Origin of the sequence: Sinorhizobium sp. M4_45, from assembly GCF_002885915.1 — a bacterium.
Classification (GTDB): Bacteria; Pseudomonadota; Alphaproteobacteria; order Rhizobiales; family Rhizobiaceae; genus Sinorhizobium; species Sinorhizobium meliloti_A.
Window position 1 is genome coordinate 1 of record NZ_NWVE01000004.1, and the last position, 19535, is coordinate 19535.

18 protein-coding genes and 3 pseudogenes are annotated in these 19535 nt (G+C 63.4%); 9 read left to right on the plus strand and 12 right to left on the minus strand.

The features are described from left to right. The first annotated feature begins 282 nt into the window (after window positions 1-282). Window positions 283-1599 carry a hypothetical protein gene (locus CN933_RS12965; protein WP_018099613.1) on the plus strand — a complete coding sequence of 439 codons (1317 nt, stop codon included), beginning with the start codon at window positions 283-285 and terminating at the stop codon, window positions 1597-1599. Here the strand turns inward: CN933_RS12965 and CN933_RS12970 are convergent. The 4 genes from CN933_RS12970 to CN933_RS12985 all read right to left on the minus strand — a co-directional run bounded on the left by CN933_RS12970 (window position 1550) and on the right by CN933_RS12985 (window position 4060). Further along, complete coding sequence (locus tag CN933_RS12970) at window positions 1550-2089, minus strand: hypothetical protein (RefSeq protein ID WP_018099612.1); 540 nt, start codon at window positions 2087-2089, stop codon at window positions 1550-1552. The two genes, CN933_RS12965 and CN933_RS12970, sit on opposite strands and share 50 nt — an antisense overlap. After that, window positions 2086-2679 (minus strand): hypothetical protein, encoded by a 594-nt coding sequence (locus tag CN933_RS12975; RefSeq protein WP_018099611.1) that lies wholly within the window; start codon window positions 2677-2679, stop codon window positions 2086-2088. Before CN933_RS12975 ends, CN933_RS12970 begins: the two co-directional genes overlap by 4 nt. After that, entirely contained in the window at window positions 2676-3308 is a 633-nt protein-coding gene (locus CN933_RS12980) for a hypothetical protein (protein WP_018099610.1), read from the minus strand. The genes CN933_RS12975 and CN933_RS12980 overlap by 4 nt, the downstream gene beginning before the upstream one ends. A 74-nt stretch (window positions 3309-3382) precedes the next feature. Continuing rightward, window positions 3383-4060, minus strand: a complete 678-nt coding sequence (locus tag CN933_RS12985) for a 5-formyltetrahydrofolate cyclo-ligase (RefSeq protein WP_102761765.1) — start codon at window positions 4058-4060, stop codon at window positions 3383-3385. Window positions 4061-4460: 400 nt separating this feature from the next. Here CN933_RS12985 and CN933_RS12995 point away from each other — a divergent pair, with 400 nt between their 5' ends. Both CN933_RS12995 and CN933_RS13000 read left to right on the plus strand, forming a co-directional pair. Beyond that, complete coding sequence (locus CN933_RS12995) at window positions 4461-5312, plus strand: LysR family transcriptional regulator (protein ID WP_018099607.1); 852 nt, start codon at window positions 4461-4463, stop codon at window positions 5310-5312. A 74-nt stretch (window positions 5313-5386) separates the two neighbouring features. Further along, a pseudogene (locus CN933_RS13000) lies at window positions 5387-5744 on the plus strand (cupin domain-containing protein). A gap of 48 nt (window positions 5745-5792) precedes the next feature. Here CN933_RS13000 and CN933_RS13005 read toward each other — a convergent pair. Further along, window positions 5793-6944 (minus strand): CBS domain-containing protein, encoded by a 1152-nt coding sequence (locus tag CN933_RS13005; protein WP_018099606.1) that lies wholly within the window; start codon window positions 6942-6944, stop codon window positions 5793-5795. A gap of 278 nt (window positions 6945-7222) precedes the next feature. Between CN933_RS13005 and CN933_RS32380 the strand changes: the two genes are divergently transcribed. Then, entirely contained in the window at window positions 7223-7519 is a 297-nt protein-coding gene (locus CN933_RS32380; RefSeq protein ID WP_102761811.1) for a hypothetical protein, read from the plus strand. A 52-nt stretch (window positions 7520-7571) separates the two neighbouring features. On the opposite strand, the pseudogene CN933_RS13015 reads toward CN933_RS32380, so the two are convergent. The 5 genes and pseudogenes from CN933_RS13015 to CN933_RS13035 form a co-directional block, all read right to left on the minus strand. Further along, window positions 7572-7670: pseudogene (locus CN933_RS13015) on the minus strand (bifunctional methylenetetrahydrofolate dehydrogenase/methenyltetrahydrofolate cyclohydrolase); the annotation flags it as partial. A 22-nt stretch (window positions 7671-7692) separates the two neighbouring features. Beyond that, window positions 7693-8226, minus strand: coding sequence for a sarcosine oxidase subunit gamma family protein (locus tag CN933_RS13020; protein WP_018099603.1), 534 nt, complete (start codon window positions 8224-8226; stop codon window positions 7693-7695). Beyond that, a complete protein-coding gene (locus tag CN933_RS13025) occupies window positions 8219-11182 on the minus strand; it encodes a sarcosine oxidase subunit alpha (RefSeq protein WP_102761766.1) in 2964 nt (987 codons plus the stop codon). The genes CN933_RS13020 and CN933_RS13025 overlap by 8 nt, the downstream gene beginning before the upstream one ends. Further along, entirely contained in the window at window positions 11179-11457 is a 279-nt protein-coding gene (locus CN933_RS13030) for a sarcosine oxidase subunit delta family protein (RefSeq protein ID WP_018099601.1), read from the minus strand. The genes CN933_RS13025 and CN933_RS13030 overlap by 4 nt, the downstream gene beginning before the upstream one ends. 25 nt (window positions 11458-11482) lie before the next feature. Next, window positions 11483-12733 carry a sarcosine oxidase subunit beta gene (locus CN933_RS13035; protein ID WP_026169144.1) on the minus strand — a complete coding sequence of 417 codons (1251 nt, stop codon included), beginning with the start codon at window positions 12731-12733 and terminating at the stop codon, window positions 11483-11485. A gap of 94 nt (window positions 12734-12827) precedes the next feature. Here CN933_RS13035 and CN933_RS13040 point away from each other — a divergent pair, with 94 nt between their 5' ends. The 5 genes from CN933_RS13040 (at window position 12828) to glnT (ending at window position 18270) form a co-directional block, all read left to right on the plus strand. Next, on the plus strand, window positions 12828-13802 hold the full coding sequence (locus CN933_RS13040; RefSeq protein WP_018099599.1) for a GlxA family transcriptional regulator: 975 nt from the start codon (window positions 12828-12830) through the stop codon (window positions 13800-13802). Window positions 13803-13909: 107 nt separating this feature from the next. After that, window positions 13910-14815 carry a class II glutamine amidotransferase gene (locus tag CN933_RS13045; RefSeq protein ID WP_018099598.1) on the plus strand — a complete coding sequence of 302 codons (906 nt, stop codon included), beginning with the start codon at window positions 13910-13912 and terminating at the stop codon, window positions 14813-14815. A 36-nt stretch (window positions 14816-14851) separates the two neighbouring features. Beyond that, a complete protein-coding gene (locus CN933_RS13050) occupies window positions 14852-15538 on the plus strand; it encodes a GltB/FmdC/FwdC-like GXGXG domain-containing protein (protein WP_018099597.1) in 687 nt (228 codons plus the stop codon). 14 nt (window positions 15539-15552) lie between these two features. Further along, window positions 15553-16881: an FMN-binding glutamate synthase family protein gene (locus CN933_RS13055; RefSeq protein WP_018099596.1), complete on the plus strand. Its 1329-nt coding sequence runs from the start codon at window positions 15553-15555 to the stop codon at window positions 16879-16881. Between the two features lie 81 nt (window positions 16882-16962). Continuing rightward, window positions 16963-18270: a type III glutamate--ammonia ligase gene (gene glnT / locus CN933_RS13060; protein WP_018099595.1), complete on the plus strand. Its 1308-nt coding sequence runs from the start codon at window positions 16963-16965 to the stop codon at window positions 18268-18270. Between the two features lie 114 nt (window positions 18271-18384). Here the strand turns inward: glnT and CN933_RS13065 are convergent, their stop codons facing one another. Then, window positions 18385-18648, minus strand: coding sequence for a hypothetical protein (locus CN933_RS13065; protein WP_018099614.1), 264 nt, complete (start codon window positions 18646-18648; stop codon window positions 18385-18387). A 27-nt stretch (window positions 18649-18675) separates the two neighbouring features. Further along, window positions 18676-19417, minus strand: a pseudogene (locus tag CN933_RS13070) (hypothetical protein); the annotation flags it as partial. Window positions 19418-19535 lie beyond the last annotated feature (118 nt).

The following is a 19535-nucleotide window of genomic DNA, read 5'->3' on the forward strand; positions in this document are numbered from 1 at the left end:
GGAGCAGCCCGGTAGCTCGTCAGGCTCATAACCTGAAGGCCGCAGGTTCAAATCCTGCCCCCGCAACCAAACACATACACATGCACGTACACACGAAAAGGCCCGCATCAGCGGGCCTTTTTGCGTTGGGGGCTCCCCAGCGCCGATGCGGCCGTCTTGCAGTGTCGCGTTCAGCGGAGCAATACGGGGCGTTCAATCCTTCCGTAGCGCAGCCCCGCGGACCGCCATTTTCCATCTATTTGCCCGGTTGAGCGCCCGGAAGGTTATGGTTAGGTTCGGGGCATGGGGATGCTCAAGGATATCGGCGGACTGGCGGCATTGACGGCGCGCCTCCTTGCACGTTTCTGGCCGCAGCTTCTGCTTGCCGCGACGCTCGGATATATCGCGCGTGTCCTGCTCCTCGAGGCTGCGGTCGGCGTCGGCCTGAAAACCCCCCTTGGCGGAATGGTAACGCTGTCGCTTGTCGTCCTCGTCAAGCTGCTGGTGGTCATTGCGATGTTCGCGATCCTGCGTCCCGGCCTGTCGGTGCTCGCCGCGTTGCGCGGCGTGGCGCCAGCTGCCGGCTCGACAAAGCAGGAACGGCAGTTGAATCGCCTTCTGGTGATTGCCTCCGCAGCCATCTTGCCGTTCTTCGCCTATTACGCCGCGTGGGGTTTCCTGGGCGACACGGTGCGCGAGTATTCGCGTCTCGCCCTGGATCGGGTGGCACTGGGAGAACGGTTACAGATTTTCGAGCTCCTGCGCTCGCGCAGCCTGATTGCGGCGATCCTCGCCTGCTGGTTCGTGCGATGGCTTGCCAAGCGCGCCAACTGGCGCCTGCAGTCGCCGTGGCTGCGTTTCGTTATCGTGGCGGCGGACGCGAGCTGGATCTTCATCGGGCTCTATGCGCTGGACAGATGGAAGGACGACTTCATAAGCTGGCTCGGCGCCGGCGCGTTTCTCGATGCGGTGGAAGCCGGCATCGTCGGATTTTCCATGGAAGCACACGCGGCAGCGGGCGGCACTGCGGTGGAGTTCCAGGAGCCTGGACTCGTCACGCAGGCGCAGGAACTGTTCTTCTACGCCCTCCTGCCGCTCGTCTGGCTCGTAATGGCTGCCATCATCTATGGCTACGACGTTTCGGCAAAACCCGTCGCCGCTCCGTCGCCGCCCGCTCGCGCCACCACGCTGCGCAAATGGCTGGCCGATTTCGCCGCCCACTTCCTCGGAGGCTATCGGACCCGCTACCGGCCGGTCTGGGCCTGCCTGCGCACGGTGCTCGGCGCCGGTCTCGGGACGTTGCTCGCCTTCGTGGTGCTTTACCGCGCCACCAGCTGGCTCCCCGCCTGGGCGTGGTACGGCGCAACCCGTCATCTCGGCCCGCACGACCTCGAAACCTGGCAGCGGATAGGCGACGTCCTGGCCGTTCTCGTCGGCAGTCCGACCGAACTCGACGGCGGAATCCTTTTCGGTCCGGTGCGGATCGCCCTGCTGGCCGCCATGTTGGAATACGCAGTGTCCCGATCCGGCGAAGCCGGCGTCCCGCAGGCTGCTGGTCACCGGACAAGCGTTATTTCAAGACAATCGGCGGCGAGCCGGTCAGGGCAAGCGACAGGGTGAACCCGTCCGCCTGCCGCGGCACGAGAAAGCGTTCGACGACGCGAAGCGACGCCTCGCCGGCCTTACCGATCGTCAGCGTCGTGCATTGCGGCCTGTCGGCAATCTCGGGATCGGCCTCGCGTAAAAGACGGCCGGGCAGCGGCAGCGGGTCCCAGCGGCGGCCAGCGCCATCCGTCAGCGAGAGCGCGCAGGGCAAGGCCTGCTTCAGGACGTCCGCTGCCTGGACCGAGACGTCGATTTCCGCCAGCATGAGGCTCGTGTCCGGCAAGGTTCCCGGCAGCCGGCGCAGCGATGTGAGCCGCCAGCTGCCGCCGGCGACTTGCCCGCTGCCGTCGCGCTCGACGGTCACAGGTGGCTGCATGCGGCGTTGCAGCCATGCGGCGAATTCGCCCCGGGATCCGACGAGGACCGCGAGCGGCACGGCGGCGAGCAGCGAAACGAGGCTGATCCAGTAGCTCGTTCTCTCCCGTGACGAAGCCCGTGCGCTCATTGCTGAAACTCCAGCGACCAGGGCATGATGCGGCCGCCGCGTGCAAGGGTGAGGGACTCGTGTCTGCTTTCCGGCGGCACGCTGTCCATGGCGATCTCCACCTGCTCGGACAGGGGAGTCAGCGCGGTCTCGGCGACCAGCAGTGTACCCCCCTCGATCTGGTCCTCGGGCAGCTCGAATATCAGCAGAACCGGGCGTGGAATGCCGGGCTCCAGGCGCTCGGCACCCAAAAGCCCGAGCGAGCTGCCGATGCGCGTGCTCATGGCAAAGCGCAGGCCGGAAGGGCCGCGCCACGCAGCCGAGGTCAGCGATATCGATCGGTCTTGCGCCTTCGCCGCCGCTTCGACGACAAGCCATTTTCCGGAGGTGGTGTAGGTACGCGGCTCGCCGAAATGCGAAGCGACCAGTTGGCGGGCGAGATGCACCTTGGCGACTCCGAAGACGAAGCGTTCGGCCTGCGCCGGTTTTCCCTGCGCGGCCGGCACCGCCACGGGCGACAGGATTTCGCTGTAGGAGGGCGTCGAGTGCTGCATGCCGTAGAGCGCCGCCGTCGCCAGGAGCAAGGCGACGATATTTGCGAGGGCCGTCATTGTTTTGCCCTCGCCGCTTCCTGCTCAACAGTCAGGGACACCACCGCCACCGGATCACGGTCGAACCAGTTGGAGGCGCCATAGAGATTGTCGCGTTTCTTGTAGATCTGGCTCCCGATCAGCAGGTCCAGCTCACGCGGCGGCATTTCCCCCGCCGGCCATTCCCATACGGCGGTCAAACTCTCCGGCATGCCCGGGTGCAGGCCGGGGCTGAACGCCTTGTCCCGTGTCAAATAGAAGGTGGGGGAAGCAAGTTTCGCCTCCAGGCCGGCAAAGGTGAGCAGTTTCGCCGGCAGGTGGGCGGTCGCCGCCGAGCGGTTGCCGGCCTCGAAATCGACAAGCAGGAAAGTTTTCGGCTCGGGCGGTCTCCTGCCGGAAGGGGGGACATCGCTCACGCGGGCTCCGGCGATCGTCACATGCCATCGCCCGGTATCGACCGTCTCGCCCGGCCCGGCGGCGCGCAGGGGTTCGGGATTGGCGGCGCGATAGATCGCCGCTCCGTAGGAGATCGCACTGGCCGCCAGAGTGCCGATACTGGCGGCGGCCAGCGCAATGAGCCGTTGCCGGTAGCTCCGTCGTTGCTCGTCCATCGCGACACCCGATCCGCAGCCGTTCACAAGTCGACCCAAGCCCGCGGAGAAAGCTAGAACAATTTTTGCCAAGGCGCCACGTTCTCGATTCGATCCCGCTGCCCAATCGGAATTCAACGCACGCTAGCATGATCGGTGGCCGTTTCGGTCACCACGGCGTCCATCCGGATGTCATGTGCCTGAGGATAAATAGTCCTTATCCTCGACTGTGCGAAACCAACGCCCAGCACGCGGCGCGTCGCCGCCATTGCCGCCAGTGTCCGGTCGTAATAGCCCCCGCCATAACCAAGCCGATAGCACGACGGATCAAAGCCCACGACCGGGGCGACGATGATATCGGGGGTGCATGAAACAGGCCTGGCCGGGACGGGTATGTTCCAGATCCCGCGGACGAGTTTGTCGCCTGGTCGCCAGAGGCGAAACTCCAGAGGCTGTCCTTTTTCGACCACGACCGGGAGCGCACATCGGCCGCCGTCATCGGCTATTTGCCGCATCAGCGGTCTGAGATCGGGCTCACCCCGAAACGGCCAGTAGACGCTGACCACACGGCCGCGCACGGGTCCGATTTCGGCAAGCAGACGGCAGACGATCTGCGCTTCGCAAGCGGCCCGAAGGTCGGGAGATATGGCCAGGCGTTGCGCGATGAGGCGAGCCCGTTCGCTTGTCCGCCACCGCCTGACATCGGCACAGATCGACCGGTCGGATGACGGGCCCGCATAGGCCGGGTCGAGTTCGTGCATCAAGCAGGGTGGCGACGCAAAACTCGGCGGAATATCATCGTCGATGTCCATCCCTGTCTACCTCCTCAATCGATCTTCGCTCAACAGGCGCCAATCCAAGGTCAAGTCCTTCCAGAAGATCGTCAATGTGCTGGTTTTGGACAAGTATAGCGGCGGCACCAGGGGAGCCGAATGCGGGTCGGTCGCGACCGCGTGGGCTGCGGCCGGGGTTTCGGCTCTGTCAGAGCTGGATTTTCGCTCGAGCATCGGGAGTAACGCCCTTCATTCAGATCATCAAAGCAGCGTGGCTGGCCGGGATCGACCGAGGCACGCGCACCAGGATGGCAACCGCGAATTCCGCTGACAAACGAATTGAATTGCTGGTTAACCGCAAATATTCTGCGTTTATTTTGATGAATGCGTGCCACCGGCAGGCAGGCTGACGTGGCGACGCCATTTGCGCGGGGCGAAGATGGACATCAGCATTGCGCGTACGTTCCTCGAGGTGGTCAAGACAGGAAGTTTCGTGAATGCCGCTGCCAATCTGAACATCTCGCAGACCGCGGTCAGTGCGCGAATTCGCGTACTCGAGGAACAACTCGACAGGCCCATGTTCATTCGGAACAAGGCCGGTGCCAGGCTGACCTCCGCCGGAGAGCAGTTTTTCCGTTTTGCAACGAGCCTGGTGCAAGTATGGGAGGCGGCGCGAACCACGGTCGCTTTGCCCCCGGGGCGCGAGGCCATGGTGACGATCGGTGCGGAGCTCAGTCTGTGGGATCCACTCTTGAAGCATTGGCTTTTGTGGATGCGCCGCGAATGCCCCAGCGTGGCCATTCGAACCTCGATCGACAGATCCGAGCGGCTGATGGAACTCGTGCAGGACGGTTCACTTGATGCGGCGGTCCTTTATGGAGCGCCAAATCGTCCAGGCACGCTTGCGGAGCTGCTTTTCGAGGAAAAGCTCGTTCTCGTCCGCACGACGGCCATGCCGCAGCCGTCCGGACCGGAAGACCTCGTTGGCATCGATTGGGGAGAGGATTTTGCCGGCAGCTATAGGGCGGCTTTTCCGGGCGGTCCGAGTCCGGTGGTGGCGATCAGTTATGGGCCGCTTGCTCTCGACTACATTCTGGCAGCCGGCGGATCCGGATATTTCCGGCAGGGCTTCGTTCGGCCCTACCTTGTGGACGGCAGTCTCGAGCTCGTTCCCAACAGTCCGGAATTTGCCTACCCCGCTTATCTCGTTTCCTCAGCTAAGGCAGATCGGTCTATGCTGGATCGCATTCGGGCGGGATTGAGGGCCGCCGCATCCAGTGCCGGCGTCTGAAGCGGGTCGGAGAACTCGCGTCGGATCAAATCACCTTCACCGATAGTTGCGGCGAACAGCCGAAAGGATATCCGATGAAACCAATCAATATTTCCGAGAAGCTGGCTCTGTTTTCGAGCCATTGGGATCCGCACGTCGTGTCCGATTACAACGAGAACGATGTCATGGTCGTCAAAGTTTAAAGGGGAATACCCATTTCACAAGCATGAGACCACGGACGATTTCTTCTACGTCCTCGAGGGCGAAATGATCATGGATATCGAAGGGAAACCCTCTCAGGTGGTCAGAGCTGGCGAGCTGTTCGTGGTTCCGAAAGGGGTTGTACATCGTCCCCGGGCAGAGACGGAGGTCAAGGTTCTTCTAATCGAGCCAAAGGGGGAACCCAATTCGGGTGACTCGGACCGAGCACCGGCGCCCAAAACACGCATCTAGGGTGCCCGGACGACTTGATTCTGCATATAATATCCACGGCTCGACGCCTCAGATACCCTGCCCGTTGCCCTGCATTATTTCGGACAGGCCATTATGCGAGAGACTTTTGGCCAGAGTCGCGAGCAGGTCGGTCTGGGATATGATGCCCACAACCTTGCCGCCGTCGTCGAGAATGACGACGGCGTGTGTCGCCCCGTCCGTCAGGCGGGGGAGCAGGCCTATCGCAGGGTCGGATGGCCTGGCGGTAGCTGCCGCGCTTATCGGCAGTTTGCTGCCGGGCTCTTTGCCGGCGAGCTCCCGCAGGCCCACCGTACCCTGAAGCTTCTCGTTCTCGTCAAGCACTGGAAGTGTACGGATGTCGTGCTTCAACAACAGGTATCGTGCATGGTCAGGGGTCGTGTCGTCGGGCACGGTTACGACGTCGCGGGACATGATGTCGGCACAAGTCAACTCTCCCCTCTGTCGGACGAGGGCCTGCAGTTCGACTTCCCTCAAGAGGGCATCGATGTCTTCCCGGCTGATATCGAGTGTTTCATTCAACCGCGCTATTGCCGAGTCTATGTCCTCGGAATTGAAGCCGACACGAAGCGCAGGTGGAGGATCCGCCGTCGCATGTGTATTCACCGGCGCAATTCCGGGCCGATGAGGATATTGGCGGCGCGCCAGCCTATGAAACAGAATGCCCAATCCGACGAGGATCAGGGAGTTGATCGCAACGGGTATGAACGGGAACCAAAAACCTGAGCGTGCGACCGCGGCTCCACCGATGACAGCCGTCAGCGCGGCGGCGCCTCCTGGCGGATGAAGCGATCGCGTCAGCGACATTGCAAGTATCGCCAGAGCGACTGCGAGGCCGATGGCAAGCATCTGGTCCGTCACGATATAGGTCACGGAGACGCCGATCAGGGCGGAAATCGTGTTCCCGCCGATGATCGACCAAGGCTGCGCAAGCGGACTGGCCGGCACGGCAAAGAGCAAGACGGCAGAGGCGCCGATGGGCGCAACGATCAGCGGCAGCTGGGGGTCGTCCCCAAAAACGAGCCCGCAAACCAGGCCGGTGACACAAATCCCGATCAACGCTCCGATACAGCCGATCAAGCGCTCTTTCAGCGTTGCACCCGCCAGAATCGGCGAGAACAGCTTGAATCTCGGCAAACGGCCGGACTTTCGAACTTCGTGTGGCGGAGGGGGGACAATCATTTGGGGGCGTCGGATGCAGTTGCTTATTTTTCGAAGCTTATGTGCCTATAAAAAGGGCGAAGCAATAGCACGGACGGATTTCTGTGTGGTCCCAGCGACATTTCGGAAATGGGCCGGTGTGACCGGGCGCGGTGACGCGGACCGAGGGAAGTGCCTCGGCGTAGCGGTCGCTATTGCATCGCGCGATTTCATTCGCTGCTGCGGCCCATGCCAGGTGAGGCTGGAAGTTGGCACGTAAATTGCTGCCCCAACACGACCACAGTCGGTACAGGTGCAACTTGGATTTCTTCGGCTTCTCCTCCCCTGTGCTGATTTGGCTCGCTCTAGGCTTGAGCGGCCCTGCGTTTCTTTCCGCTTTTCGCACTGAATCCGTTAACTGGGAATCCGCGGCCGAGACGACTGTCGGAGCCGCGGTTTTTGTCGGAGCACTGGGTCTGTATCTCTCTGCCGGAAGCGTTCTTTCCGCAGCGGTCGCCTCTCTCGCAGCCCTTGCAATCGCCCCCATGTTTCGCGTGAAGAGTCGACGGCTGCCGATGCTGGCCGTTTCGATTCTCTGCCTGGGCATGTATATCTAGAGAATATCCTCTTTCACTTCACGTGCGCCGTGATCCCTTCCTATTGATCGACGGTTTTCTTGCCCGTCTGCTGCTGCAGCTCGGCATTTGCGTCTCTTATCGCGCCGTTGATGGAAGCCGCTACGGCCATGCCGTCGATGATCGTCGTCATATTCGCCATCCGACAGTGCGGTTCAGCCAAATTCCAGGCCCATTCGGGCAAGGTCGTCCCAAAGACTTTCTGCAAAGCCGCGCAGCACGATGATCTCGAAGGTTTCCGCTCCGACGCGGGTGACATGGGCCGCGATATGGCCGATCAGCGTCACCGCGGACTGCCCGATCGGGAACGCGGACGGATCGAGGTCGAGCGCCGTGCCTTTCGAAAGCGCGCGATGCGCCATCTTTCCCTCGATCCGGATGCGGACGCGGCCGTGGCTCTGATCGACACCGGTGGCGCGCGGTTCGAGGGCGGCAAAGAGGCTCTTCATTTCCTGATGCGGGATAGGTGCGTCGCTGATGATGAACCACTGGTCGGGCGAAACCGGGCGCAAAGCGTGCGGAGCCGCGTCGGTGAACCTGCCGAGAAAGGGCACGATGTCCTCCTGACCCGGCCGGGCGAGAACATGGATGATCGTGCCTTCCGGAAGTGGCGAGAGCCTGAAATCGGCGAAAGCGACCGTCTGCTTGCTGCCGAGCGCCGGGCGAAGGGTTGGACGGAATTCAGACATGGAGCCTCTCGTTCTGAGGGTCGAAGAAAACCGGATTGCAGAGACGTGCAGGCGTGGATTCTCCGTGAAGGCCGCTCCAGACCAGCACCTCTTCGCCGTGACGGTTGCGGCCGTTCTTGACGAGCGCCAGCGCGATGGTGGATCCGACATGCGGAGAATAGGCGCTCGAGGTGACATAGCCCTCGTCGTTTTCGAGGGTGGCTGCCGCCCCCTTGGCGAGAATGTGCGAGCCGCTGCGGAACGACTGCTGCGGATCGAGCGGCACGACGCCCACCAGCTGCGGCCGGTCGGGCGCAGTCAGCCCCTCCCGCTGAAGCATCGCCTTGCCGACGAAATCCGGTTTGCTGGCCGAAACCATTTTCCCGAAGCCCAGATCGGCCGGCACGACGGTACCGTTGATCTCGTTGTGCGTCACATGGCCCTTTTCGATGCGCAGAACGCTGAGCGTCTCGACGCCGTAAGGCATGATGCCGTGATCCTTCCCCGCTTCCAGGAGTGCATCGGCGACGCTTTCCCCGTAGCCGGCCGGAACCGCAAGTTCGTAGGCGAGCTCGCCGGAGAAGGAAATCCGAAAGAGGCAGCCGTGAAGGGCGCCGCCAGACAGCGAAACCTCCTTCGCTGCAAGATACGGGAACGCCGCGTCGGATATATCCTCGTCGACGATCTTCTGCAGGATCATGCGTGCTTTCGGACCGGCAATCGCCATTTGCGCCCACTGGTCGGTGATGGAGGCAAGACGCACGTCCAGTTCCGGCCAGAGCACCTGCGCGCAGAATTCGAGGTGGTTCATGACGCCGGCCGCATAGGCGGTGGTGGTCGTCATGAAAAAGCGGTTCTCCTCGAGTCGGCTCGTCGTGCCGTCGTCGTAGATGAAGCCGTCCTCGCGCAGCATGAGCCCGTAACGCGCCTTTCCGACGGGCAGTTTGAGGAAGGCGTTGCAGTATACGCGATTGAGAAATTCGGCGGCGTCGCTTCCTGTTATCTCGATCTTGCCGAGCATCGAGACGTCACAGAGTCCGGCATTCTTCCGTACGTTCAGGACCTCTCGCTCGACGCTCTCCCGCCAGGTCCGCTCACCGTTCAGCGGGAACCAGGAGGATCGATACCAGAGACCCGTCTCGACGAAGACGGCACCATGTTTCTTTGCCCAATCATGAAGCGGCGACTTGCGGACCGGCTGGAAATGATGGCCCGTATGCGCGCCGGTCAGCGCACCGAAGGATACCGGCGTATAGAAAGGGCGGAAGGTCGTCGTCCCGACCTCGGCGGGCGAGACGCCGCGTGCCTTGGCGATCAACCCGATCGCATTGACGTTCGACAGCTTGCCCTGGTCCGTGGCCATGCCGGTGGTGGTGTAGCGCTTGGCAAGTTCGACATGGCTGTAACCCTCGCGGACGGCCAGACCGATATCCCTGAGATGCACGTCGTTCTGGAAATCGACGAAGGCCTTGTCCTTGACCCCGGGGATCGACCACAGCGGGGCAGGGGAATGTCTGCCTTCGTCGCCCTCGACCATGGGAAGGGCGACCGGCGGGCAGGACAGACCGAGCTCCTTGACGATGGCTTCAGCTCGTGCCGCGCCTTCCCCGAGGCAGGCGGCGAGGCCCGTCGTCGCTGCTGCACCGCCCGCAGCCTCGAGCCCCTTCAAGCTCCCGGGCGCGAGAAACGCCGCCTTTTCCGCAGACCAGACCGGCTTGCCGCCCCGGTGGCAGGCAAGGTGGATGACCGGGTCGAAGCCGCCCGCCATGGCGAGCGCATCGACCGCGATCGTTTCCGTTCGACCGCCTCGATGAACGTCGATCGCCGAGATCGCCTTGCCGCCCTTGGTGCCGCACACGACCGCTTCCCGGACGAGGCGCGCTTTGCCGCGATAGTCGACGCCGGCCGCAGGGCGGCTGTCGACGATGGCGACAACGTCGACGCCTGCGGCTTCGAGGTCCTGCGCGAGCGCATAGCCGCTGTCGTTGGTGGTGAAGATGGCGGTCGCCCGGCCCGGGGCGACGCCGTAACGGTTGAGATAGGCGCGCATCGCGCCTGCCATCATCACGCCCGGCCGATCGTTGCCGCCGAAGACGAGCGGGCGCTCTTCGGCACCTGTCGCAAGCAGAGCCTTTCCGGCAACGATCCGCCACAGCCTCTCGACGGGCAGATGGCTGGCGGGATCCCGCACATGCTTCTGCACGCGCTCGACCGCGCCGAAGACGTTGCCGTCATACCAGCCGAAGGCGGTCGTCCGCATCAGGACCCGGACATTCGGCATCGACCGCAATTCGTCGCTTGCGTCCCGGGCGAAATCAGTCGCCGCCCTGCCGCCGATCATCGCGGTATCGGACAGGAGCGAGCCGCCGGGCCGCGAGCCCTCGTCGACGAGAATGACCCGCGCGCCGGCCCGGCCGGCGGTAAGTGCCGCGGCCAGCCCCGTCGGGCCGGCGCCGATGACCAGCAGGTCGCAATGCGCCCAGCTCTTCTCATAGGCGTCGGGATCCGCTTCGTAGCTAGCCTTGCCGAGGCCGGCAGCCTTGCGGATGACCGGTTCGTAGAGCTTCTCCCAGAGCGGCGCCGGCCACATGAAAGTCTTGTAGTAGAAGCCGGCACCGAGGAAGGGTGACAGTAGACCGTTCAGCGCACCGATATCGAAGTCGAGCGAGGGCCAGCGGTTCTGGCTCCGCGCCTCGAGGCCCTCGTAGAGCTCCTGCATGGTGGCGCGCGTGTTCGGCTCGGCGCGGCCGCCGCGGCCAACCGTGACCAGCGCGTTCGGTTCGGCGGCCCCCGCCGTCAGGATCCCGCGGGGCCGGTGGTATTTGAAGCTGCGGCCGACGAGCATCCGCCCGTTCGCAAGCAATGCCGAAGCGAGCGTGTCGCCTTCGAGGCCCCGCAGGGGGCGACCGTCGAAGGTAAAGGAGAGCGGGGCGTTGCGGTCGACGAGACCGCGTTTCGGCAAACGGTAGGAGCTCATTTGCGCGCCTCCGATCGAGAGCGGTCGGCCGCATCGTCGCACGCCGCAATCTCATGCGTCACGGTGTCCCGGGCAACGACGAGCCAGCGGCGGCACCCGGACGTGTGGTGCCAGTATTCCTCGTAGGCGCCGCGCGGGTTGTCGCGCAGGTAGACGTAGTCGAACCAATCGGCCGAATCCGCGTCAGCCGCCGGTCGCGACAGGGCCGCGCCCTTGATGGTGAATTCTTCCTTGGGTCTTCGCCCGCAATTCGGGCAGGGCACGAGGCTTGCCATTTCGGATGTTCCTTGGTGCGCGAAATCAGTGAAGGTTGGGCTGAGCGCCCTGTCCCTTTTCGTCGATGAGGAAGCCGCGCTCGAAACGGTCGAGACGAAAAGCTGCGGCGGTCTTTTGTGGCGCGCCCCGGGCGAGAAGGTGGGCGAAGCAGAATCCCGAGGCGGGAGTGGCCTTGAACCCTCCATAGCACCAGCCGGCATTCAGATAGAGATTGTCTATCGGGGTGCGGTCGATGATCGGCGAGCCGTCCATGCTCATATCCATGATGCCGCCCCAGGACCGCAGCACGCGCACACGGGACAATGCCGGGATCATCGCCTTGCCGGCTTCCGCCACGTGTTCCACGGTCGCGAGGTTGCCGCGCTGGGCATAGGAATTGTAGCCGTCGATATCGCCACCGAAGACCAGGCCGCCCTTGTCCGATTGCGAAACGTAGAAATGCCCGGCTCCGAACGTGACCACGCCGTCGATGAACGGCTTCAGGCCTTCCGATACGAAGGCCTGAAGCACGTGGCTCTCCAACGGCAGGCGCAATCCGGCCATTTCGGCGACCTGCGAGGAATTGCCGGCCGCCGCCAGCGCCAGCTTTCCACAGCCGACGAAGCCGCGGTTGGTCTCGACGCCGGTGACGCGCCCGTTTTCCCGCCTGATCCCGGTCACTTCGCAATTCTGGATGATGTCGACGCCGCGGCTGTCTGCGCCGCGGGCATAGCCCCAGGCGACGGCATCGTGACGCACGGTGCCGCCGCGGCGCTGCAGGAGCCCGCCCTGAATGGGGAAGCGGGCATTGTCGAAATCGAGGAAGGGCAGCATCTTGCGCACGGCCGCCCGGTCGAGAAGGTCGGCGTCCACCCCGTGCAGCCGCATCGCATTGCCGCGCCGCGTATAGGCGTCGCGCTGAGCGTCGGAATGGAAGAGGTTGAGAACGCCACGCTGCGAGACCATGGCATTGAAGTTGAAATCCTGCTCCAGCCCCTCCCAGAGCTTCATGGAGAGCTCGTAGAACGGATTGTTGCCGGGGAGCAGGTAGTTCGAGCGGATAATGGTCGTGTTGCGGCCGACATTGCCCGAACCGATATAGTTCTTTTCCAGCACCGCGACATTGGCGATGCCGAATTCCTTTGCGAGATAGTAGGCCGTCGCCAGGCCATGGCCACCGCCGCCGACGATGATCACGTCGTAATGGGGCTTCGGGTCGGGCTGGCGCCATGCCGGCGTCCAGTTCCGGTTGCCGCGCAGGCCGTTCAGGAGGATGGAAAGTGCTGAGTAGCGCATGGATGCCGCCCCATAAGTAATCCAAGGGGGCAGGTTAACATCCCGATCCTCCGAAGACTTGCAATTTTGGGACCTGCCGATGTAGGAATCGGTCATGGCAGCATCTTCCGACAGCAAGAACGTGCAGAGGATCGGTTTTTTGCTGGTGCGCAATTTTGCGCTGATGAGCTACGCATCGGCGACGGAGCCCCTGCGTGCGGCCAATCTTCTTGCCGGCCGGCCGCTCTACCAGATCGTCCCGCTCGCGCAGGGAGGAGGGACCGTCTCTTCATCTTCCGGGCTGTCGGTCGGCTGTGCGGATCTGGAGAGTGAAGCGGAAGCCTGCCATACCGTCTTCGTTTGCGCGGGCGGCGAGCCGACCGACTGGGCGGATACGCCCGCGTCCCACACGACGCTCCGGCGTCTCTCGCGCCTCGGTATTCGCGTCGGCGGCATATCGAGCGGAGCCTTCGTGCTTGCCGCCGCGGGACTGCTCGACAACCGCGACTTCACCATTCACTGGGAGCACGCGCCTGCGCTGAAGGAAGCATTTCCCCATCTCAACCCGAGACATGCGCGCTTCGTGCTGGACGGTGGAATTGCCACCTGCGGCGGCGGGGTGGCGCCGCTCGACATGATGCATGCGATGATCGCCGAACGCCTGGGAACCGACTTTGCCCGCCGGGTCAGCGACTGGTATCTGCACGCGGCCGTCGCCGAGCCGGCGGCGCCGCAGCGCGGTTCGGCCGCGGAGCGGTTCGGTACCAATCATCCCGCCCTGCTTGCGGTTCTCGAGAAGATGGAAACGGCGATCGAACGGCCGCTCGACCGGACCGCCATGGCGCGCCTGGCCGGGGTGAGCCCGCGCCATCTCGACCGGCTTTTCAGGGAGCATCGCGGTGCCGGTTTTCTCGACACCTACCGGGAGATCCGGCTGCGGCACGCCCGCCGGCTCCTGCAGCAGAGCCCGCTCTCCATCCCGGAGATCGCCTACGCCACGGGTTTTTCGAGCCCCGCACATTTTTCGAATGCGTTCAAACGCCTGTTTTCGGAGACACCGGGAAGCCTGCGCCGCCGCAGCGGTTCATGAGCTGACGCTCCTGATATTGCCTAGTAAGAAAAAAATTTTCTCCACAGTTGATGGTCCCGTGACTGCGTGCTAGCATCGTTCCATGCACGAATGGAGGGACTACGCGAATGTGCGGCATTGTTGGTTTGTTTCTGAAAGACAGCAGGCTCGAGCCGCAGCTTGGCGAGCTTCTCTCGGACATGTTGATCACCATGACGGACCGTGGTCCGGACTCGGCCGGGCTGGCCATTTACGGCTCGGCTACCGAGGGGAAGGCGAAGGTGACGATCCAGTCTGCGAAGCCCGAGATTGACTTCGCAGACCTTGAACGGGACCTCGCCGAAGCAGGCGTGCCGGCACGCGTTGCCGTCAAGAGCACCCATGCGGTCGTTGGGATCGCAGCCGCCAGGCTCGCGGATGTCCGTGCCGTTCTCGCCGCCATCCGTCCGGATGTACGGATCATGGGTGCCGGCGACAGTGTCGAGATCTACAAGGAAGTCGGCCTGCCGAAGGATGTCGTCGCACGGTTCGATGTGCGCTCGATGGGCGGTTCGCATGGCATCGGCCACACCCGAATGGCTACGGAATCGGCCGTGACCACACTTGGCGCACACCCGTTTTCCACCGGGTCGGATCAGTGCCTCGTGCATAACGGATCGTTGTCGAACCACAACAATCTGCGCCGGGAACTGATCCGCGAAGGAATTGCCTTCGAGACGCAGAACGACACGGAGGTCGCCGCCGCGTACCTCACGGCGGAAATGGCCAAGGGCAAGGATCTCGGACAGGCCCTGACCGGCGCGCTCGACGACCTCGACGGTTTCTTTACCTTCGTCGTCGGTACCAAGTCGGGCTTCGGCGTCGTGCGTGACCCGATCGCGTGCAAGCCGGCGGTCATGGCTGAAACGGATCGCTATGTCGCATTCGGTTCCGAATACCGGGCGCTGGTCAACCTGCCGGATATCGAGAGCGCGCGCATCTGGGAGCCAGAGCCCGCGACCGTTTACTTCTGGGACCATCAGAAGGCCGCCTGACGGGTATTTCGGCCCCTTTCCAAGGATTTTTCAAGTATGCCTGTTATTGATCTCGCCACCACGCCGCTGCGTGAACTCAATAGGTCCCTCCATAATATTCAGCAGGGCTCGAACGATCTGTCCTTCGAAGTCGCCAATCCGCGCGGAAGCCATGCTGTCGCCGTCGGGATCGACGGTCCCGTCGTTGTCGATGTGAACGGCTCCGTCGGCTACTATTGCGCCGGCATGAACGACGGCGGAACGGTCACTGTCCATGGCTCGGCAGGCCCGGGTGTCGCGGAAAACATGATGTCCGGCACAGTCGTCATCGAGGGCGATGCCAGCCAGTATGCGGGCGCGACCGGCCGCGGCGGCCTGCTCGTGATAAAGGGCAACGCGGCGTCGCGCTGCGGCATCTCGATGAAAGGCATCGATATCGTCGTCCATGGAAATATCGGCCATATGTCGGCTTTCATGGGCCAGTCGGGCCACCTCGTCGTGCTCGGCGACGCGGGCGATGCCTTGGGTGACAGCCTCTACGAGGCCAAGCTCTTCGTACGCGGCACGGTCAAGAGTCTCGGCGCCGATTGCATCGAGAAGGAGATGCGTCCGGAGCACCTGCAAAAGCTGGCCGAGCTCCTGGAAAAGGCCGATGTCAAGGATGTCCGTCCGGAAGAGTTCAAGCGTTACGGCTCGGCCCGCAAGCTCTACAATTTCAACATCGACAACGCAGACGCGTATTAAAGGCAGGGACCAGTATGAGCTATCACAACCCCTATACCCCGCCGCGCAAGTCCGCGACTTTCGACGACTATACGCTTGCGGAAATCCGCCGTGCGGCTGCGACGGGCATTTATGATATCAGAGGCGCCGGGACCAAGCGCAAGGTTCCGCATTTCGACGACCTTCTCTTTCTCGGTGCATCGATCTCGCGCTATCCGCTCGAAGGCTATCGCGAGAAGTGCGACACCTCGGTCGTTCTGGGAACGCGCTTCGCGAAGAAGCCGATCCATCTGAAGATTCCGATCACCATCGCCGGCATGAGCTTCGGAGCGCTTTCCGGCCCCGCCAAGGAAGCACTCGGACGCGGTGCGACGGCTTCGGGAACGTCGACCACCACCGGCGACGGCGGTATGACGGATGAGGAGCGCGGTCATTCTCAGACGCTCGTCTATCAGTACCTGCCGTCGCGTTACGGCATGAACCCGAGGGATCTGCGCCGCGCGGATGCGATCGAGGTGGTGGTCGGGCAAGGGGCCAAGCCCGGTGGCGGCGGCATGCTGCTCGGCCAGAAGATCTCCGACAGGGTCGCCAACATGCGCAACCTGCCGAAGGGCATCGACCAGCGCTCGGCCTGCCGTCATCCCGATTGGACCGGGCCGGACGACCTCGAGATCAAAATTCTCGAATTGCGCGAGATCACCGACTGGGAGAAGCCGATCTACGTCAAGGTCGGCGGTGCGCGGCCCTATTACGACACGGCGCTCGCGGTAAAAGCCGGTGCGGATGTCGTCGTGCTCGACGGCATGCAGGGTGGGACCGCGGCGACGCAGGACGTCTTCATCGAGAATGTCGGCATGCCGACGCTTGCCTGCATTCGGCCGGCCGTCCAGGCGCTCCAGGATCTCGGCATGCACCGCAAGGTACAGCTCGTCGTGTCCGGGGGTATCCGCTCCGGCGCGGACGTCGCCAAGGCGCTGGCGCTTGGAGCCGACGCGGTGGCCATCGGTACCGCGGCGCTGGTCGCCATCGGCGACAACGACCCCCACTGGGAAGAAGAATATCAGAAGCTCGGCACGACGGCCGGCGCCTATGACGACTGGCATGAGGGCAAGGACCCCGCCGGCATCACGACGCAGGACCCCGAACTGATGAAGCGCCTCGACCCGGTCGCCGCCGGCCGGCGGCTGGCCAACTATCTGAAGGTGATGACGCTCGAAGCACAGACCATCGCCCGTGCCTGCGGCAAGAACCACCTCCACAATCTCGAGCCGGAGGATCTGTGCGCGCTGACGATGGAAGCCGCAGCCATGGCCCAGGTGCCGCTTGCGGGAACGAGCTGGTATCCTGGCAAAGGTACCTTTTGAATGAAAGGGTTAAGGGCCGCACTTGAGAGGGTGCGGCCCTTTCGTTTGAAATTGAGTGTCGGAATCCAAAAGGGGAACAAAGTGACACTGGATCTCTCCACATTCGCCCGGGAAAAGGGCGTCAAATATTTCATGATCAGCTACACCGATCTCTTCGGCGGGCAGCGCGCCAAACTGGTTCCCGCAGAGGCGATCGCCGACATGCAGAAGGGCGGCGCGGGCTTCGCAGGCTTTGCCACCTGGTTCGATCTCACGCCTGCACATCCCGATCTCTTCGCTCTCCCGGATGCGTCCGCGGCCATCCAACTCCCCTGGAAGAAGGATGTCGCCTGGGTGGCGGCAGACTGCGTCATGGACGACGCGCCCGTGGAACAGGCACCGCGCGTGGTGCTGAAGAAGCTCGTCGCTCAGGCCGCCCAGGAAGGTCTTCGCGTCAAGACCGGCGTCGAACCGGAGTTCTTCCTGATCTCGCCGGACGGATCGAAGATTTCCGACACGTTCGATACGGCGGAAAAGCCTTGCTATGACCAGCAGGCGATCATGCGCCGCTACGACGTGATCGCCGAAATCTGCGACTACATGCTCGAACTCGGATGGAAGCCCTACCAGAACGACCATGAGGATGCTAACGGCCAGTTCGAGATGAACTGGGAGTATGACGACGCGCTCCGGACCGCCGACAAGCACTCCTTTTTCAAGTTCATGGTGAAGTCGGTCGCCGAGAAGCACGGGCTGCGCGCGACCTTCATGCCGAAGCCGTTCAAGGGTCTGACGGGCAACGGTTGCCATTGCCACATTTCGGTCTGGGATCTGGAAGGCGAGGTGAATGCCTTTGCCGACAGCAAAGCGGAGTTCGGCCTTTCAGCCGAGGGACGCCACTTCCTGGGCGGCATCATGAAACATGCAAGCGCGCTCGCCGCGGTTACCAATCCGACGGTCAACTCCTACAAGCGCATCAACGCGCCGCGCACGATCTCCGGCGCGACCTGGGCGCCCAATTCGGTAACCTGGACCGGCAACAACCGCACCCACATGGTGCGCGTTCCCGGCCCCGGCCGTTTCGAGCTGCGCCTGCCCGACGGCGCCGTCAATCCCTATCTCCTGCAGGCGATCATCATTGCGGCCGGCCTTTCGGGCGTTCGCTCCAAGGCCGATCCCGGCCGTCACTACGACATCGACATGTACAAGGACGGCCACAAGGTAACCGACGCGCCGAAGCTTCCGCTGAACCTGCTCGACGCATTGCGGGAATACAATCGGGACGAGGAGCTGCAGGAGGCCCTGGGACGCGAGTTCTCCGCCGCCTATCTGAAGCTGAAACAGGGCGAGTGGAACACCTATTGCTCGCAATTCACCGAATGGGAGCACCAGACCACGCTGGACGTGTAGCGCCAGGGATTTTCCGTCAGCTTGAAAGAACCGGATCGTTTCGCTGTTGAAGGACAGGGAAACGATCTTGGAAACGCCTCGGCCGACGTCCCGGCCGCCACCTGCAGGTCGACTTCAGCTCTTCCGGGCCATCACCGTGCGGATGCGCGCACGGCGGTAGGCGTCGGGGATCGACAGGGCCCAGACGAAAATGCCGCCTGCATGCCGCCCGATGAAGGAGCGGTCCGGTGGCGTCGTCATGTAGGTGATCACCGAAAAGAAAACGACGAAAAAAGCGAAGGCCAGGCCCCGAGCCGCATCGCGCAGGGCGACATGGCCGGCCCCGGGCAGAATCGTGGCCAATATCAGCACGAGATAGGGATTGATCGGCTTGGCCACGGCGGCCTCCTCAGCACTTTGAAACTGCGCACTCCCGGTCCGAAAACCGCTGAATACCTTCTGGAATCGCTCCCGCCGACGGCGGCAGCGAATAAGCAGGCTCATCGTCCGCCAGCGAGCCGCTCAGGGCCTCTGCTTCGGCGATCGTCCGGCGTATCGTCTCGGGCGCAATGGCCGTGATTGAAAACTGCGCCTGCCGCAGCAGCAGATGGGCGCCGCGTTGCCCCTGAGCCGCCTGGCGGACCAGCCGCACGCCGCGTGAAGTAATCGCGGCCTCCTTGAGCGTGGGATCGGCGAACAGCTTGCCGAACATGGCTGCGGCGCGTTCGACCTGCCGACGCGAAGCATTGCCGTCGCCGCGCATCAGGAGGGCGGCGTCGCTGGGCGGCGGGATCAACAGATGCGGCATCTCGTGCACGAGCGAGTAGAATTCGGCGCCGGTCGGCCGCGCCAGCGCACCGATCTTCGGCCTGGCACAGGGGCTGGTTTCGAGCAGGGTGAGCTTCAGCCACAGTTGCGGCAATCGTCGGCAGACCAGCGTGTCGGGGACGAGTTCGACCCGTACCTGCCGCCCGTCGTCCAGCCTGCCGGCGAGGATCGGAAAATGATCTGCGCCGTGGGTTATGCGGGCGCCCGGAAAGTGCCGCGCCGCTTCGTCCAGGAGGCCGCGGCGCTCGGTAATGGCGGCCCGGTGGTCGCGGACCGCGCGAACGCTCATCCATACGCCGGAAGCTATTGCGAAGGCAGAGAAGGCAATTGTGGTGATCATACGATCGCCCTGGCTTGGTCGCCGGCTTCTGCGCGGGAAGCGCTCCGGACAGTTTCGTGAGGGCGGGCAGTGCGCGCCCCTTGAAGGCCGGCGGCTCGCAGGCGCCGCCGGCCCGACC